This window comes from Lacinutrix neustonica (genome assembly GCF_026625145.1).
In the GTDB taxonomy this organism is placed as follows: domain Bacteria; phylum Bacteroidota; class Bacteroidia; order Flavobacteriales; family Flavobacteriaceae; genus Lacinutrix; species Lacinutrix neustonica.
The window spans coordinates 628,631-647,016 of record NZ_CP113088.1 but is presented as its reverse complement, the minus strand read 5'-3'; the positions used below and the strand labels follow the sequence as shown (position 1 = coordinate 647,016).

Annotated in this window: 19 protein-coding genes; 18 read left to right on the top strand and 1 reads right to left on the bottom strand. The window is 32.6% G+C overall.

The genetic code is table 11. The annotated features are described in order from the left end of the window. Window position 1: 1 nt before the first annotated feature. The 6 genes from N7U66_RS03530 (at window position 2) to N7U66_RS03505 (ending at window position 4,930) form a co-directional block, all read left to right on the top strand. Window positions 2-397, top strand: a complete 396-nt coding sequence (locus N7U66_RS03530; RefSeq protein ID WP_267677353.1) for a hypothetical protein — start codon at window positions 2-4, stop codon at window positions 395-397. Between the two features lie 16 nt (window positions 398-413). Continuing rightward, window positions 414-1,235 (top strand): erythromycin esterase family protein, encoded by an 822-nt coding sequence (locus N7U66_RS03525; protein ID WP_267677352.1) that lies wholly within the window; start codon window positions 414-416, stop codon window positions 1,233-1,235. Between the two features lie 232 nt (window positions 1,236-1,467). Further along, complete coding sequence (locus N7U66_RS03520) at window positions 1,468-2,739, top strand: S41 family peptidase (RefSeq protein ID WP_267677351.1); 1,272 nt, start codon at window positions 1,468-1,470, stop codon at window positions 2,737-2,739. 3 nt (window positions 2,740-2,742) lie between these two features. Then, complete coding sequence (locus N7U66_RS03515) at window positions 2,743-3,144, top strand: hypothetical protein (RefSeq protein ID WP_267677350.1); 402 nt, start codon at window positions 2,743-2,745, stop codon at window positions 3,142-3,144. Then, window positions 3,141-3,560: a hypothetical protein gene (locus N7U66_RS03510; RefSeq protein ID WP_267677349.1), complete on the top strand. Its 420-nt coding sequence runs from the start codon at window positions 3,141-3,143 to the stop codon at window positions 3,558-3,560. Before N7U66_RS03515 ends, N7U66_RS03510 begins: the two co-directional genes overlap by 4 nt. Window positions 3,561-3,580: 20 nt before the next feature. Beyond that, window positions 3,581-4,930, top strand: coding sequence for a glycoside hydrolase family 113 (locus N7U66_RS03505; protein WP_267677348.1), 1,350 nt, complete (start codon window positions 3,581-3,583; stop codon window positions 4,928-4,930). Window positions 4,931-5,084: 154 nt separating this feature from the next. Here the strand turns inward: N7U66_RS03505 and N7U66_RS03500 are convergent, their stop codons facing one another. Then, window positions 5,085-5,399: a nuclear transport factor 2 family protein gene (locus N7U66_RS03500; RefSeq protein WP_267677347.1), complete on the bottom strand. Its 315-nt coding sequence runs from the start codon at window positions 5,397-5,399 to the stop codon at window positions 5,085-5,087. A gap of 1,031 nt (window positions 5,400-6,430) precedes the next feature. On the opposite strand from N7U66_RS03500, the gene N7U66_RS03495 reads away from it, so the two are divergent. From N7U66_RS03495 to N7U66_RS03440, 12 genes are all read left to right on the top strand, one after another. Next, window positions 6,431-7,933 carry a hypothetical protein gene (locus N7U66_RS03495; RefSeq protein WP_267677346.1) on the top strand — a complete coding sequence of 501 codons (1,503 nt, stop codon included), beginning with the start codon at window positions 6,431-6,433 and terminating at the stop codon, window positions 7,931-7,933. A gap of 47 nt (window positions 7,934-7,980) precedes the next feature. Beyond that, the gene (locus N7U66_RS03490) at window positions 7,981-8,532 is read left to right on the top strand and encodes an OmpH family outer membrane protein (protein ID WP_313791395.1); all 552 of its coding nucleotides are present in this window, start codon (window positions 7,981-7,983) and stop codon (window positions 8,530-8,532) included. 64 nt (window positions 8,533-8,596) lie between these two features. Next, a complete protein-coding gene (locus N7U66_RS03485) occupies window positions 8,597-9,139 on the top strand; it encodes a hypothetical protein (RefSeq protein WP_267677345.1) in 543 nt (180 codons plus the stop codon). 165 nt (window positions 9,140-9,304) lie between these two features. Further along, a complete protein-coding gene (locus N7U66_RS03480; protein ID WP_267677344.1) occupies window positions 9,305-9,775 on the top strand; it encodes a DUF6531 domain-containing protein in 471 nt (156 codons plus the stop codon). A gap of 7 nt (window positions 9,776-9,782) precedes the next feature. Further along, the gene (locus N7U66_RS03475; RefSeq protein ID WP_267677343.1) at window positions 9,783-11,849 is read left to right on the top strand and encodes a hypothetical protein; all 2,067 of its coding nucleotides are present in this window, start codon (window positions 9,783-9,785) and stop codon (window positions 11,847-11,849) included. Window positions 11,850-11,855: 6 nt separating this feature from the next. Continuing rightward, window positions 11,856-13,097 carry a hypothetical protein gene (locus tag N7U66_RS03470; RefSeq protein WP_267677342.1) on the top strand — a complete coding sequence of 414 codons (1,242 nt, stop codon included), beginning with the start codon at window positions 11,856-11,858 and terminating at the stop codon, window positions 13,095-13,097. After that, the gene (locus N7U66_RS03465) at window positions 13,045-14,517 is read left to right on the top strand and encodes a hypothetical protein (RefSeq protein ID WP_267677341.1); all 1,473 of its coding nucleotides are present in this window, start codon (window positions 13,045-13,047) and stop codon (window positions 14,515-14,517) included. The genes N7U66_RS03470 and N7U66_RS03465 overlap by 53 nt, the downstream gene beginning before the upstream one ends. 72 nt (window positions 14,518-14,589) lie before the next feature. Further along, entirely contained in the window at window positions 14,590-14,859 is a 270-nt protein-coding gene (locus N7U66_RS03460) for a hypothetical protein (protein WP_267677340.1), read from the top strand. After that, a complete protein-coding gene (locus N7U66_RS03455) occupies window positions 14,849-15,277 on the top strand; it encodes a hypothetical protein (RefSeq protein ID WP_267677339.1) in 429 nt (142 codons plus the stop codon). The genes N7U66_RS03460 and N7U66_RS03455 overlap by 11 nt, the downstream gene beginning before the upstream one ends. A gap of 369 nt (window positions 15,278-15,646) precedes the next feature. Continuing rightward, the gene (locus N7U66_RS03450; RefSeq protein WP_267677338.1) at window positions 15,647-16,042 is read left to right on the top strand and encodes a hypothetical protein; all 396 of its coding nucleotides are present in this window, start codon (window positions 15,647-15,649) and stop codon (window positions 16,040-16,042) included. 340 nt (window positions 16,043-16,382) lie between these two features. Continuing rightward, entirely contained in the window at window positions 16,383-16,613 is a 231-nt protein-coding gene (locus N7U66_RS03445; protein ID WP_267677337.1) for a hypothetical protein, read from the top strand. A gap of 46 nt (window positions 16,614-16,659) precedes the next feature. Beyond that, window positions 16,660-18,270 carry a hypothetical protein gene (locus tag N7U66_RS03440; protein ID WP_267677336.1) on the top strand — a complete coding sequence of 537 codons (1,611 nt, stop codon included), beginning with the start codon at window positions 16,660-16,662 and terminating at the stop codon, window positions 18,268-18,270. Window positions 18,271-18,386: the final 116 nt, after the last annotated feature.

Here is an 18,386-nt window from a genome sequence, read left to right as displayed (position 1 = left end):
AATGAATAAAATATCCGTAATATCCATGTTCATACTATTGTCAAATTATCTATGTGTTGCGCAGTATTTGACCAATAAGGAAGTCGATTACTTGAAAGATAAAGTAGTCGTTTTAGATTCCAATTCTACCTACAAAGACATTAAGTGGCAACCAGTAATCAATAAATTAAAGGATAAAAGAATTCTTTTACTTGGTGAATTTAATCACGGTTCAAAAGAAGTATTTGAACTACGAAACGATTTGATTAAATCACTTCATGAGGATTACAACTATAATGTGATTTTGTTTGAGTCTGGTATTGGAGAAGTAGCCGCAATGGATTCTAACAACGAAAACTTAAATCCGCGACCAACTAACTCAAGGTTTGTTTGGAGGTTGGAGAACCAACGAATTTAAACAGTTAATGAAGTTTGTGAAAAGGAATAACATAAATGTTGCTGGGTTTGACATTCAGAGAACAGGAAATAATTTTAATCAGTTATTTACTACCAAAGAAGTCAGTAAAGAAGATTCTTTAGAACTTTTAAATTTCGAAGTAAAATTTTCGGAAGCAAAACAAATATTATCCAATCGAAGAAGTCACTATGACTCCATTAAAACTTCTATTCAAAATTTAATTTTTGATTATGAACAATTAAAAATGCGTTTCGATGCTGACTACAATGAAACCAAATCCAATAAACTAATTAATAGGACGCTCTGCAACAGAATACACTTTCTAAAGTATATGTTAGATTGGCAAAAAACGAAAGATTGGAATGCACGTTGGAAAGCTCGGGATAGTGCTATGGCAGATAATGTATCATGGTTAATTACTAATTTTTTTCCAAATGAAAAAGTAATTATAATAGCTCATAATTTTCATATAGCCAAGTATAATAAAAAGGAAGAGGTTATGGGGGAATTCTTAAAGTCGACTTATGGAGATGATATTTACAGTTTAGGTGTATTTGCATCAATAGGAAGTTATAGCAATAATTCGGAAAAACAGAACGTTTATCAGTGCCGAGACCTTACAAGATTAGACATCAAGCATATCATAAATTCCTTGGCAGGTAATGTCAATTTTTTAGATATTCCAAAAAGCAAAACAAAACTTAATACATGGCTATTTAATGATATCATTGTGAATGATACATTTATAAACTTGAGTGGTGATAATGAAATGATTCTTTCTAAACATTTTGACGGCCTCTTATTACTCGATACTATATCTGTTCCAAATAAAATTTAGATAATCGTTAAACTTAAAACAACATGTCCTTCAGAAAACCATTATATCTAACTATTATATTAAGTATTGCGCTCATTCTCAACAGTTGTCAAAAAAATAAAACTTTTGTAAATCGGATTTTGAAAACACTTGCCAAACAGAAAAATCAGGTTTTTGTGATTGGGAAATCAATTATAAATTTTCCAGCAATATCATACCTTTCAAAGAAGTCAAATCAGGAAACACACTATTGATGATTGATAACGGAGATGGTGTTGGCTTTGTAGAACAATCCTATACCTTATCAAAACCAATTAATGAAGTTGTTTTCACACTATCAGCAGATATAAAATCAAAAAATCTTATTGGCAAAGGTGCCGGACTAAATATTACAGTCTATGATAGTATTGAAAATATATTACAAAGCGTGGATATGGGATATGGCGGCTTTAACAGTGTTACTGGTACTTCACAATGGAAAACTAAGAGTATTAAAACAATTCTTACATCAAAGGCAAAAATTATAAAAATCGGACTTATTTCTTATGGTCAAGGAACTGCATATTTTGATAATGTCGAAGTGAGTTTTGATGAAATTACAGACAGAAGACCAAGTGCTTTAGCTAAAGATTATATTGATAAAGCGGGAGATTCTATTATGATGCATTCATTATTAAAAAATAGTATAAATATTGAACCTATTAAAGAAAAAGCTTACAACATTGCGGGTGATGCCAAAACCGGTGCAGAAACTTATTTAGCTATTGAGTACATGCTCAATGCTATAGAAGATAAGCATGCTTTTTTTATGCCTGCTGACGCCAGAGAAAATTGGGAAGGTAATACAGAAGACAATAATGTTGACTACAATAGTATTAAATATAGTAAATCGGAAATTAAGGAAGGTCTTGGTTACATCAGTGTTCCAGGATTTCATGGAAATAATCATGATTTAAGAGTCGCATTTGCAGATACCATTCAAAAGCAAATTCAAACACTTTATGCTAAAAAAATAAAAGGTTTTATTGTCGATTTACGATTAAATGATGGTGGTAATATGTCTCCAATGCTAGCAGGATTAGCGCCTTTGTTTTCTACAGACACTCTTGGGTTTCTTATTGATGTCAATAATAAACGAGAATATTGGGGAAATGGAAATAGTTTTAAACGCACACAGAAAGAAGATTATACTGCTTCAACAATTCAGACAGTACTAAATAAAGAGCTTCCTATTGCTGTTTTGTATGGTAGCTCTACAGGTAGCTCTGGAGAAATTATTATTATTTCATTTATTGGAAATGCAAAGACAAAAAGTTTTGGGCAACCTAGCTATGGACTTACAACTGGTAACGGTGAATACAGATTGCCTGATGGTTCATACCTGTTTTTTTCTTCAACTTATATGGCAGATAGAAAGGGAACTATTTATAAATCCAGAATTATTCCTGATGAAGTGATAGAAGATAAAAACTCAGCTTTAGATGAGGTTTTGAAGGCTGCTATAACATGGTTAAAAACACAATAATATATGACTATTCAAGAATTTTTAGACAAGCAAACCAGAGAATGTAGAATACTATTCCAAACATTAAATAAGCTTATTTTGGATTATGATAAATTGGTAACCGTAGAAGTAGGTTCTATTATGAGTGTTAAAGAAGCTTTTGTTTACAAGCAGGATGATGTATTTAAGTACGGTTTAACAGCGACTAAAAATTATTTTTCTTACCATTCGATGGTAATGTATGCCTTTCCTGAGGTTTTAGACACGTTTAAAAGACAATCGAAAGGTATTGTCTTCCAAAAAGGGTGTTTTAATTTCAATACTTTAGAGTCTATTAATATATCAAGTTTCAGGTTGTTTTTAGAGGCATCTTCTCAAAGAGACTTTAGTCCGGTAATCAAACATTATAAGCAAAAAAAGAAATGAAAATCTTAAGACTAATACTTGGAATTATTACCACAATGTTGGTTCTAACTTTTATAGTGGAAGGAACTGAATTTTTAATCGTTAAAATAGTAAGTGGTCAATCTATGGAATACCTTTCGAATAATCAATCAGAATACTTTAAAATACGAAATCAAACATGGTTTTTAGTTTTAAAACTGGTGTACACCTTTTTTGGGGCATATCCGGCTGGCTGGCTAGGTTATAAAATAACAAAACACCTGCAAACAGCATTCTTTATAACTATTATTATGCTGCAAACATTGGTGTTTTTATATGCAATGTTCTTTTCTGAATTTAAAAGCACACTAAAAATTTACTATTGGTTTTTATTATTAATAGTTGTTTTATGTGGTATTTTTTTCAGTAAGAATTACTTTAAAAATAAAATAGCATAAATTCAAAAAACGAGATGTCGGTGTTTACTGGATATTTGTCAAACAGTAATAGTTTAAAAAAAATTATTTTAATTTATATATTAAACCTTTCTATATGGCTCATTTTTATTTTAATTAAGTTTTTTGAAACAAAACCACTAGAAGTAATACTAACGGTACTCACAACGGTTCAAGGACTTGCTTTAATTCATGTTTCATTCCTTTTGGTTGCGTTTTTGTTTTTCTACATTACAAAGCATTATGAAATCTATAGAGTGGGAGGCATGAGACAGCTCTTCAACATATTCTTTAAAATCACAATACTACCTTTATTCCTAATCACAGCGGTTTTATACGCGATAAATAAATTTAACAACAACGAAAATTTTAACGTCATAAACTCTACCGCATATAATTACAGCCCTATTTCCAAGAATTGCTATGAGCAAGATTTTAAAATAAGAGGAGCTAGTATATTTGGTTTAAATAGCAATACTGAATATAAAATGTCTACTATTATTTTAAATAATGTAGAATGGGTGGCTTTGCATCCTTTTGTTTATCAGGACAACGAAGATGATATCAAGATAAGATCTAAAAAAGAATATTGGTCAAAAAGAGATTCAGCTTATGTAAAGACTATTAATCAACTGCATTCAAAAGATATTCATGTCATGTTAAAACCTCATTTATGGGTATCGAATGGTTGGAGAAACAATATAAATTTTAAAGATTCAAAAAAATGGAATAGTTGGTTTGAATCCTATTCAAAGATAATTTTGTTCTACGCAAAATTTGCCCAGGACACTAATGTTGAGTTATTTTGTATTGGAACTGAACTAGATAAAACACTTACGGACCATAGTCAACACTGGTTAGAATTAATAAAAGAGATAAAAAAGATTTACAATGGCCAACTAACTTATGCAATGAATTGGGATACAGAATATTTTAATCCTGAGTTTTGGAGCGCGTTAGAATATATTGGAATTCAAGCCTATTATCCATTGACAACTAATGAAGAACCTGAGCTTTCTCAAATCAAAAATGGATGGCAGAAACACATAACCATATTAAAAAGGGCCAGTAAACAAATTAACAAACCTATTCTTTTTACTGAAATTGGTTATCGGGATGATAGTTATGCAACGATAAAACCATGGGAATGGTCTAATACTATCAAACGCTTTTTTAGAAAAAAATCAAACAAGACACAATACTTTGCATTTAAAGCCTTTTTTGAGGAAGTTTGGGGTGAATCCTGGTTTTCAGGATTGTTTATTTGGCAATGGAATAAATCATCAGATTTTTCTATAATTGATAGACCTGCTCAAAATTTAGTTATGAATGAATTTTCAAAACTTGTAAGAGATAATTTAAACTGTAACTAAACCCTTAAACAACTTTATTTTAGGTGAAAAAAATCAAATTTTGAGTGGTGCTATTAATTGATGAATACGCGAATAAAACAAGATACTAATAACTGTCCACAACAAAGAACTGGGTTAAAATGAACAAATCTCTTTCAATTTAAAAAGGCTCATCCTACCTAACACCTTGCAATGCAACTTTCCATTGTCCATCCTGTTTAAGAATCTTAAATGTTTCAGTTTTCTCTAAATAGACGGTTGTAAACTTTACGCAGGCAATATCGCCATTAACAGTTTCTTCCAAAACTTTAAAATTATAAGTTTGCGTTTTAGGATCTCCAGTAGCAACTATTCCTAGTATGGACATATAGGATGCATAACTATCTGCGGTCATTTGCTTCTTTAATGTAGCGTTGTTATTTTGGTGAAAACTTTCGATTACAATTTTAGCCGTATGGGTATGCGATACTTGCGACTTGCTGCAGACCATAAAGACAAGCATCTAGCTCCTTTTATTTAATATTATATGGTTTTGTTTGATATAGATGAAAATAAAAAAGGCCCTTGAACATGATGTTTATGTGCTTTTAGTAAGATTTGGTGATCTCTAAGCGGAGAAAGAGGGATTATTCGTTGATACTCGTGATTCCAATTAGGAATTCCATGACAAGCATAGAGACCTAACCCCGCTTCGCGTGTTTGATTTTATATTTCCTCTATTTCACAGAAACAAGTTTCGTTCATTTTAGAAAATAAAAAACCCACAACTTTCGTTGTAGGTTTCCTTTTGTGGAGAAAGAGGGATTATTTTATGATCCCTAAATAGGAACCCATTACAAGCATAGATCCCAACACCCCGCTGAAAAGCGCGTGGCTGGTTTTTCATTTCCAAAAATCCTATGAAGCGAGCTTCAGAACTTTTTAAAAATAAAAAACCCACAACTTTCGTTGTGGGTTTCCTTTTGCGGAGAAAGAGGAACTATCCATATTTTCAATTTTCTATATTTTGTAAGGGTTTGCAGCCCCATGTGATTTAATACGCACCGAATTACGCACCTAGTTTTTAATAACCTGCTTATGAGTTAATTTATGGATATAATTTTGGTTTTGAGTATAGAGTTTTCATCACTGATAGTACAATATAGTTATAGTTGACATTACTTTTAAATACTTGCATTGATAGTATATCCATCACAAAAAAATAAAACATAATCATATAACAATCTGAAATTTAGTTTTTTACGTCTCAAGATCTAACTTAAAAAATATAATTTAGGAAATACCCTACCTTTTTAAGATTTTAAATTGAAAAAAAGAAGTATGTTTGCCGCTTGAAAATTAACATTATTTTATGTTAATTTTTTTGATTTAGATTTAAGCAATGTTGTTCGCATTAATAGAACTTAAGTACTGATTATCGAAAAGCTTCTTATGAGTTCTTAGAATCACAATTAAGAAACATTATAATTATTCGAACTAAATAATATTATATATATGGTAAAGAAATTACTATACTTTTTTTTGATATTTTTTGTAACCTGCCATTCATTTGCTCAGAATAATAGTAGGGTTGATTCTGATGGGGATGGAGTAATGGACAGAAAAGATTTGGATGATGATAATGATGGTATTCTAGATACCATTGAAAATAATAAAAGAAAGGAAAATTTAACGCGCTGGAAAAATCGAATCAATGTAAAGTCATCATTCAATAATATCATTTTCAGGTCCGGCGGTAGTGACTGGTGTAACACTATTAATTCTATTCCGTTTTCAAAATTGGATTTCAATAATAGCTATAAAGTGACATTTAATGTACGCGGGTCAAACGATGCCATAATTGGATTTGGAATCGAAGAAAATGGTATTAGTTATGAAGATGTGGACTATGGTTTCTTATTTAAAAACAACACCTTCAAAATTTTTTCAAACGGAGTTGAAAAAACAGAAATACACTATTTTAAAAAGAAAGATCTTTTTAAAATAGTGTATAACAACCGAAAACTAAAATTTTTTCAGAACAAAATTTTAATAAAGAGCTTTGATGTAGGTCCGGATTTAGACTTCTATTTAGATACTTCTTTTCGCGGTTTCAAAGGGGGACGACATGGAAAGAGACATCATTCTGGTTATTATAATAATAGAGGGAATAGAATATCAATTTTCTCTAATTTCACAATTAGTTCAGTAGCAAATTTAGATACGGATAATGATGGTATTATAAATAGTCTAGATTTAGATAGTGATGGTGATAATTGTAATGACGTTATTGAGGCGGGATATTCCGATGAGGATAAAGACGGTGTATTGGGTACTGGCCTTCCTATTGTAGATAGTAGAGGGAGAGTTACTGGAAAAGGTGGTTATACTTCGATAGAGAATGATTATTTGAACCCATTGATTAAGGTTTGTCCTGATGAAAACGAATATGGAATCTATATAAACACAACTAATCTTCCGGATACAATTTATGATATTATAACTAGTGACTTAACTCTTTCAAACCTCATAAGTGGAAAACAAAATAGTGAATCTTTTATTGCTTTAGGAGTGGATGATGGCATTGATAAAACAGTATTTATAAAAGTAAACCCGTCAGAAAAAGCGTCAGAACTTAATTTAAGATTTGTTGTTAATGGAGGGGAAGTATCAAATATTGAAGTATTAAGTAATGGCGTTTGGTTAGTTCTTTCTGATGACTTTTATTTTTTAGAAAATAGTAAAATTAGTTTCATGAATGAAGGTTCTACGGCTATTCCTCAATTCACAATAAATCTAATTAATGGCGTTCAGTACGATTCATCAGTACCACTAACAGTTAGTGTTAACGAAAATATTGATTTGTTAGGAGCTACGTTAGAAATTATTTCACCAACGAACGTCAATCTTGTTGTTCAGCCAAGTTCAACAATAAATGGTTTTGTTGTTGATAATATGCTAACTGAGTTTGGGTCTTATAATTTTGTATTGAGAATTCAAGGAAAATTATTTAAGGGTCACTTTTTGGTTAAGGAGCCAGGTTAGGTTTATCATTAAGTTCAATTCATAATTATTCATAAAAATTTAGTTAAGTGAAAATAAGTAATAATGTGCACTATTTGGTTTACGCTATTTTATTTTTTTTGATAGGGTATCTTTTTTTAATACAAAGAACTTCGAAGAAAATAGCATTAGTAAATACACAAACCGTTTTGGAAAAGTATCAGGGATTTATTGAAGCTCAAGACTTGTATGAGATTGAGATTAATAAAATGAGCGATTCTTTTGATAGGCAAAAAGCCTTATATGAATCTAAATCTAATGAACTAAAAATTCTTTCAACGAAATTATCTAAGAAAGCTATTGAAATTAAGACAGAAGAATTGGAAATGTTGAAAGCAAAAACCATGCAGCTAGGAAAGTCTATTGAAAACAAGGCTGTTAAACAAGAAGAACTATTATTAAAAGGTATTTATAATAAGGTAAATGATTTTATTGAACGATATGCAAAAAGACATGGCATCGACATGATTACAGGAGTTACCTCTTCAGGCAATGTCTTGTATGCTTCAGAGGCAATAGACATTACAGATATGATAATTATAGGCTTAAACAAAGAATATGTTGAAGGTATTGAAAAATAGTATTATTGTTTTTTTGTTCCTTTTTGTCAGTTGTACTTCATCCGTAAACAGTGAAAAAGAGCTATTGAAATGGTTAAGTGAATCTAAAAATGGCTTTGTGAAGGTTTCTGCCGCAAATGGTTTTGTTTTATCTATAAAATATTTGCCACCCGAGTATTTAGCATTGAATGAACTGAGCAAGGATGATAATAATGGCGATAAAACTTATAATGATTACTTAGAATTATTTAATAAGTCAAGGACATTTTTGTTGACAATAAATCATGAAGAAGAAAGTGTAGATGCTTCAAAGTATGGAGTGTTTAACCTCGCGGAATATAGTCAAAGAATAAAAGACTTAAGTTTTAATATTAAAGATGTGATATTCCTTAAAACGAGTTCAGGGCATAAATACAATCCCGTATTAACGACTATGGAAAACATGTATGAAATACGCAATAAGAAATCTATTTATATGGTTTTTTCTGATGACCAAGGAGAAATATTAAATTCTGAAAAACTTGATATTGTTTTTCAAGATATTTTTTTAGATACAGGAATTTCTCATTTTGTATTTGATAAAAAAAAAATAGACCAACTTCCAAATTTAAATTTTTTAAATAAGTAAACTTATGATTACTATAAGTAAAAAACATATTAAGGTAACCGTTTACATATTATTATTTGATATGTTGATAGGGATTTTTACACCTTCAATTAATGGATTATATGCACTGACTTCGGTCCGAGCTCTCCGGAGTTTTCCAGTTTCGAACCCGTTGCAACTACTAATTTGGTAGATCCATTTACAGGCAATTTCACCTATAATTTGCCTGTTGTTCAAATTCCTGGACCAGATGGTGGTGGGTACGCTATGTCATTATCATATCACAGTGGTGGCTCCTCAGAAGAAGAGTCTTCTTGGGTAGGTCATGGATGGACACTAAATCCCGGAGCCATTAATACCAGTGTAAGAGGTAATCCAGATAGTTATGATAATACACTCATAGATGTATATAATAAAACACGTCCTAATTGGACCATGTCCGGTCTTAAAAAAACCAATATAGAAGTGTTTAGTGCATCGGAAGATGGAGGTAGCAGCGGAGGTACTAGCGCAGGAGCTGAAGATAGTGATGCTGAGAGTGGAGCGGTCTATAACAAAAGTGTTTTTGGGCTGAATTTTAGTAAATATGTACGCTATAATAATTATCAAGGAATCTCAAAAACATCCTCTATCGGATTGTCTAAATCGCGGTGCTAGTTTATCTATGAACCGATCAGAAACGGGGGTTACGTTTAGTGCTAGCATTAATCCATTTACCCTATTTAAAAAACAGAAACCAGATAATTCTAGACATAGATGGCCGAAAAAGACTAAAAAAGAAGACCCTGATAATAAAGAAAAGACTAAGAATCAGGATGAAGACAAGAAAATAGTTGTTAAAACAGGTGTTAATGGAGGAGGGTATGGTAATTTCAATGCTGCTTCTTTATTTGGATTGCAAACGTTTACAGATGTAGGACAATCGGTTTCTTTAACGAAGATGAAAGGAATGAATGTGAATTTAAGTTATGGTTTACAGATCAATCCTGCTTTTATTCCCGTTGCAGTAGAACGGGGATATATAGGAACTTTTAGTGTAAATAATTCTATTCCTTATGAAACAATAGAAGCAACAGGTTATTTAGGAAGTTCTAATGCAGGTAGAGCCGATCATTTTACAGAAAAAGCACAACCATTTGATAAAAGAGATTTCTTTATTGGTATTCCATACAGTAGTCCGGATAATCATTCCTTATCCGGAGAAGGTTTGTCCGGGGGCTTTAGAGCCTATGCCGATGGACCAAGAGCATTTTCTAATGAACAAGGAAGTAGTAAAATAAGGACATATGGAGTTGGTGTAGAAGGGATGATTGGTACAAATGTAGGGGTTGGAGTGAATCTCTCTTTTGGTAGTAATACTTCAAAAATGGAGGCGAGGTCTGATATTGGAGGCAAAACTCATGATAATATAAACTATAGATTCTATGGGGATTTAGGAGGTAAAGTTTCTTTTGCCAATAATAAAATCGCCAACGTAGAATTAAATGCAAATCCAGATTTCCCAGGAATTAAACAAGTTCAAAAGAATGTAAACGATGTAAACGCCTTTAAAGAAGATAACACTGATGTGTCTATGAATTCATCTTCGTTTATAGAAAAAATGGACGATGGAGGTTTTGGTATTAACAGTGAAGCTGGGACTAAATATGAGTATACAGAACCCATAAAGGTGAGAAATGTTTCGTCCTTAGCGTTCGGTATTAATGAAAATGATGATATAGAGAATAATTATCTAGCCTACACAAAAACCTATTTGTCAAATGAATATATTGTAAATACCTGTGATCAAAATACAGTTTCCGGAGAAATAAAAAAGGTGCCGTACGAGAATACTTCGCTTTTAGAGTTAATTACTACCCCAGATTATATTGATTTAGGTCAAGAGGGACCAGATGATGACGATTTTGGAGGGTGGACAGCTTTTGAATATCATAAAAGATATGGAGAAGATAGTGACATGGCTAGATGGTATCGATGGAGAATACCTTACAATGGATTGCTATACAGTAAAAATTCCATATCCGATGTTAAAGATGATACTGGATATGTAAATACAGGAGAAAAAGAAGTCAACTACCTAAAAAAGGTTGAAACAAAAACGCATGTAGCGTATTTTGTAACAAATAAATCTGATGCTGCTAGATTTGGAGTTTCAGGAGATATAGCACAATTTCTTAATGGTTCACTTAAAGACAGATACGATGGTTTAGGAGCACCTGAACTTACTTCTGTTGAAGACCCTTCGTCAGACCCACTTAATAAGAGTCTTAAAGGAGTAGATCAATTAGAATATTTAGAAAAGATTGTGTTGTTCTCTAAAGCACGTCCGGAAATTCCGCTTCAAGTAACCAATTTTCAATACGATTATTCTCTAGTTCAAAATTTACCAAACAATATTAATGGTAATTTCCCAGGAAATAAAACTTCCAATGAAAGTGGAAAGCTAACACTAAAGAAAGTTTGGTCAGAGTTTGAAGGAGTAGTAGATGCTAGAATTAGCTCTTATAAATTTGGATATCAATATACAAATAATCATCAAAACACTACAAGTTATTCATTAGCAGCACAAAACCCTGATTATGGCCCTCATCTTTTGGATCCTTGGGGGTTTAATCAATTTGATGGTATGGGGAGTGAGAATAGCGCTACCAATAGACACCTTAATTTAATAACCTGGCCGTATCAAGGAGATATTCCGAACAGGAATTCGATCCTGCTGCTTGGCAATTAAAACAGATTGTATTACCATCTCGGAGGTGAGATTCTAGTGGAATATGAAAGTAAAGATTATTTATATGTACAAGATCGAGATGCCATGGCAATGGTTCGATTATCGAGTGCTTCTAATACATACACAGATCCTACCTATACATTGGATTTATCTGATGTTGGGGGATATTCTGATGGACTTTGCGAAAAAGTAAATGAATATTTCTTAGAAGGAAGACCGGATTCCGACAATTTGGATGAAGTAAGAAAGCGAATTTATTTTAAGCTATTGTATGCATTAGAAAACAATATACCGGGGTTAGATGGATGTAAATCGGAATATATTTCAGGTTATGCAAAAGTAAAAAATATTGTATGTGATGGTAACTCTATTCAAATTACCTTAAAAGGATTAACTAATCCTTTAGAACCTAATTACGTAGGGGAAGGATTTACAGAGAACGCACAAGAAGATGACAATTATCGACTAACGCCTAGACAAGCGTGTTATGATTATTATGTGACCCAACGATGGGGCAAATATACAGCTGGATGTGAAGGAGAGTTTGAAAGAAAATATGAAGATGCCATTGAAAATGATTTGACTGCATGTGGCGATATAGGAAGTACAAGTCTTGATAAAGCATTAGATGCTTTAGAATATGCGCAAGACGGTATGAATGCACTAGGAGATGGAACCGTAGACACCAATTTTCCTCGGAAAGAAAATGTATGTATGCGTTTAGAGCCAAGTTTGTCATATATCAAAATCCCCCTAAATAAAGCAAAAAGAGGAGGTGGAGTACGAGTTAAGAAAATTCTAATGCATGATAAAGGTATTGAATCCGGAGATGCAGCTACGTACGGACAAGAGTATCGCTATGAATTAGAGGATGGCCGATCTAGTGGAGTGGCATCTAATGAGCCACAGGAAATGAGGGAAGAGAATCCTTTAGTAGAATTCATGCCTAAAAAAGATCAGTCTTGGATCAATAGATTAATCGTAGGTAAAGATAAAGAACAATCAGAAGGACCTATTGGAGAATCACTTTTACCATCAGCTACTGTAAGTCATTCCGGAGTTGTCGTAGAAAATATTCATACGGGAAAGACTGGTACAGGATATACAGTACACGAATTTTTTACTTGTAAGGAGTATCCATATGATAAGTTGTATGATTATCAGGTTTTAGATGGTGATGAGAGAAAATTTGATTTTGCAACCAATCGTCCGAGAGAAAGGTGTTTCGTATACCGTGTTACAGGATAATTTACATAACGATAGATTAAGTATCCCAACGCCTTACTTTAGTTATGGCTTTGACAAAGCTTGGGCGTCACAAGGATTTAGATTTATACAGAATGGTATGCATGGTGTTCCCGGATCTGTGCGAACGTATGGAGGGACTTATGCATCAGGTAGTACTAGCTACATTTCTTCCGGTCAGGATTTTTACTATTATGAACCCGGAGAAAAAGTAAGACAATTAAAAACATTTAATGGGGAAGGTGAGGGTACCTATGTATGGGATGTACCAGGCAAAGAAATGGATGTTACTCAGGAAGGATATTTGGTACAAACCAAAAATTTAGACTTTAATTTTGAAATTGATGTCAGTGCCGGTTTAACATTACCACCCCCTATTTTTGTGTCCTTTTCATTAGTGTTTAACTATAATGAGCAGTTTTTAACAAAATATGCTACATCAAAAGTTATTAAGTACCCTGCGATACAGAAGAAAGTAGTTTCTTATACAGATAATATTGCATCGACTACAGAAAACCTTGCTTTTGATTACGCGACTGGACGTCCAGTTTTAACTAAGACCTATGATGCCTATCATAATATTGCATTGATTGAGTCTAATCAAAAGCATGATGGATCCATCTATAATCTAAATATTCCTGCACATTGGAATTATTCTGAAATGGGACAGAAGTCTACTTCAGAATTCAACACAAATCAATTATTAGCGAGCTCCGGTCAAATTATCACTTATGGTGCTGATGCCAATCCTATTAATGATGATGGTACATGGTCTATTAAAACAGATAAAGTCATTTCTGCTGGTGCTAATACCTTTGCTAAACTGGCTAATGTGTCTTCCTGGATTAATAATCAAAGCGTGGAAGATGTATATGGTACATTAGGTTCCCCTTCGGTATTTAGAATGCACGAGAGTTATGCATTTAAAGGAGACGTAAAGAAATCATCAAATAGATTAACTGATGCTGGAAAAATATATGAAGGAGGAATCATAGAAGATTTCATTCCATTTGCATTTAACAATTCAACTCAGGAAGAAAGATGGGTTAAGTTAAATCAAGTTACTAAGTATTCACCAAATGGTAGTGCTTTGGAGGAGATTGACGTCCTTGGCGTATATAGCGCTTCTAAATATGGATATAATTTTACTCTACCTACAATGATATCAAAGAACTCGACTTATGATGAGATGTTTTTTGAACATTTTGAAGACAAAGAAGCTATAGAGACCAACCTTATAAAGGATGTTGCTCATTCAGGAATTTTTTCTAAACAAATTACTAGCGGAGCAAATATTATAAATAACGTTATCGCAAGAGATCTATTATCTACCACAGGAGGGTGGCTTAAGTTTTGGACAAAATCCGATGAGAAACTTATAAATCCAAAGGTAGAAATTAATGGAAATCAGTTTGCACCGTAAGTAGTAGCCAAAACAGGAGCATGGACTTTATATAGAGTATTTCTTTCACCACAATCATTTGTTGCTGATCAGATGGTTCAGGTATCGTTAAATTTCGATAATCCTCAAGTATATATAGATGACATCAAGTTTAATCCAAAAGAGTCACAAACAACCTGTTATGTTTACGATGTGAAGTCACTTCGATTAATTACACTATTTGATGATCAACATTTTGGGCTTTACTATCAATACAACGGAGAAGGACAATTAGTAAGAAAACTCATTGAAACAGAGAGAGGACTAAAAGTAATAACAGAAACACAGTACAATTTACCAAAAGAAAATCGTGATGAACTTTAGATGCATACTCTTATTGATTGCAATGTGTTGGATGGAATTTGGCAACGCCCAAAATGAAACTGATGTAAATTGTAAGAATAAAATTTTAGAATACTTGGATGGCATGGAAAAAGTTTCGACTCCTAAATCCAGTCAGGTCTATCATATGAGGTATACAACAAAAACTGAGTTTTTTGAATCCTACAACATTCCTACAACAACTACATATACCGATATGTTGATGAGTGAGAAACAGATCGTAATGGATGATGAGAATATGAAGGTCTATGGCAACGACAAGAATATGTTTGTAGTATTACCTAAAGTAGGTAAGATTTATTGGAATAACTCTGATCCAAGATTATTTACAGAGAACAACTCATATAATAAATTTCTTGAAATTGAAAGATTATTGCTTAAATCGTCCGTGAAATCTTAGTTGTAGTTCTAAAGGCGAAATAGCTCATATAATTATAATTCCAGGGAAAGATTTTGAGAAAAACACAGGGCTTACTAAGCAAGTACTAGAATACGATGAAATTCAAAAGAGAGTGCTTAGTGTAGAAAATCGTTTTAGTACAAAAAGTAAAATTAAAAAGCAGATTGTGAAGTATGAGATTCTTAATTTTCAAAGCACAAAAAAAATAAAAGAGCCCTTAGAATATATTTTCAAGGGTTCCAGCTTAAAGCAGCCATACAAAGGTTTTGAAATAATTGATAATAGAAAAAAATAAACCATTAAAGACGTCAAATTATTTTTGGAATTTGAATTGATGCCTTTGTTAGATAATAAAAAATAAATATATAGATGAAAATTAATTGGTTATATAGTATAGTTACCCTTTTACTATGTTTTTATTGTAATGTTCTGTTTTCTCAGGATAAAGGAACGTACATAGATAATGTTATGATTACTGTACCTACTTCGGGTGCAGCGACCTCCTCAGAAAATTTAATTTTTTTAACCCCTTGTAGTAATTTTTATGCAAAAGACGGCAAAGCTTGGATAAAAGTGGACTTAGGAGAAAACTATGAGTTTGGAAACACTGATTTCGGAATACCATTTGAGATATCAATGGACTTGGATATTCGAATATTAACTAATGACCCATCATCTGATCCTTCAATATCATTTAATGTAGAATTAAATAATAATAAACCGAGAAAGTATCATATACCTAGATCTCAATCAGTATATCGATAGAGATAACAATAGTACTGGCTTTTCCTACTTAACTAATCAAGTGATTGGTGTAGAAGGTACTGTTCGCAATGTAACTAATTCCGCAGCCATGATAAATCCAGCTACGGATCTAAAAATAGGACTCAATTATGAGATCAATTATGGAATTGATATTACTAATAATATCGTTGATAATTTAAGCTATACTATAATTCCGTAATCCAAAACTGTAGTTTTCCAATGGGAAAATAGCTGCGAAGCACCAGGTTATGAATTTCAAGTTTTACGACTATATAATACTAATCCTGACACCGTAGACAATGAATTAAATATTACCGCTAATATTGATTGGAAAAAGGCATTGTCACTTTACGTAGAAGGTTCTAATCCCTCAATTGATTTAACAATGGGAGAAGGACAGGGTTATTATGCCTGGAGAGTACGACCAGTTGGTACGTTTTACGAAAATGGACTAGGAAATGACCAAAACTGGGGAGCATGGAATGCACCGGATTATGGATTTTGTACGGAGTGTACCTTTAACGCATTAACAGTGAGTGATCAGGTGTTTTTCTTTACAGATCCGAGATGATGCTAAGAATTTTCAATATAGCAGAGTTTTTACTGAAGATAATAAAGTGAGTGAACAGATTACTTATGCTACTTCGCTTAACCAGGTTAAACAAACGCAACGTTATATCCCGTCTAAAAACTATAAAGTAATAACGCAAACGGTATTAGATTATTCAGGTAGACCAACATTAAATACTTTACCAGTACCTGTAGTGGGAGAAAGAATTTATAAATACAAAGAAAGTTTTGCCACAGCGAGTGAAGAGTTATATAAGGCACAGAATTTTGATGAAGATAACGAAAATGATGCTTTAGATAATTATAATGCTCCGGATATGATAGATGCTACAGGAGCCTTTGAATACTATACCAGTGCAAATGCAGATAAAAGAATTCCGGACGCACAGGGCTTTCCATTTACTAGAGTTATTTTTAGTAATGACGGTACAGATCGAGTTGTGGAGCAATCCGGTGTAGGTAAAACTCACATGATTGGTAATATGGTGGATGGAAATACTAGAACCACACGTACGCTATATGCTACTCCTACAGAAGACGAATTAGTAAAGCTTTTTGGCGATGAGGCGCCCAATCACGAAAACGTTGCCAAGATTATCACAATAGACCCAAATAATACCAAATCTGTTAGTTATATAACCAAAGAAGGCAATACAATAGCAACAGGTTTAACTTTTAGTGAAGACTCTAACATATTAGATAGTGTAAAAGGGACAAGCATTGATAATACTGTTTCAGGTATTATGGATAGAATTACTAATAATGTCAAGACTTCAGATGGATTTATGTCATCCAAACGCATTACAATACTTCAAGATAATACCAGTATTAACTTAAGTTATACAATTACGAAACAAATTCTTGATGGATTATGTAGTGACATCACTTTTGATCTCGATTATAGACTAAAAATAGAAATTTTCGATATTGAATCGGGAGTGGTAATTCATAGTTTTGAAGAACCCACATTAAAAAATTTAACAGATACGACAGATGATGATATTGATAATGTCATGGTAGATTTTGGAGATATTATCTTAAACACCGGCACTTATTATGTTCAGAAAACATTGGTTCCAAGCGATAATATAAAACTTGAGGTTGTTAATGCTGAGGATAGTTTAAATAAATTAATAAAACCATTTTTTAATTGGATCCTTAATTTTTCTAATAAAATTGATTGTGAGGAGGAAATGGAGTATTTATATAATGATATCTTTCACTTTGGACAATTAGTTTATAACAGTCAAATTAGTTCCACCGTAAATTTTAATTGTGATGGTTGTTCAAATGAATCTATATATTTTGCAAGCAAGGATCCTAGTGATCCCGAAGCAGATGACGAATTTTTAGATTATTATATAGGGCGAGAAAACCAGTATAGCATAACAGTCTTCTATTTTGATGCGAATGGAGAACTCCAACCAATTGATTACAGTCAAACAAGTACTTTGGGCGCATTAAAGCCGGTGAAGGTTAATTTTAGTACTCCTTGTTGTGATTTTACTGTTCCTATCGTTTTCACACCTCCTTTTAAAACACCAACTCCGGAGGCATTAACGGCATATTTAGAAGGGTACGATGCCACTAATCAAGTGTCGCTACAAGATCAAGTTCGGAATCAACAGCATATTATGCTACTGATCCAAATCCGTTAACTGCAGTCAACTCAAACAATTGGATAAACCCCAACCCGAGGTTTATACTTGATGATACTAAAAATTTTACATACGATCAAAATGATGATGATACTGTTGAATTATTAAATACAGAG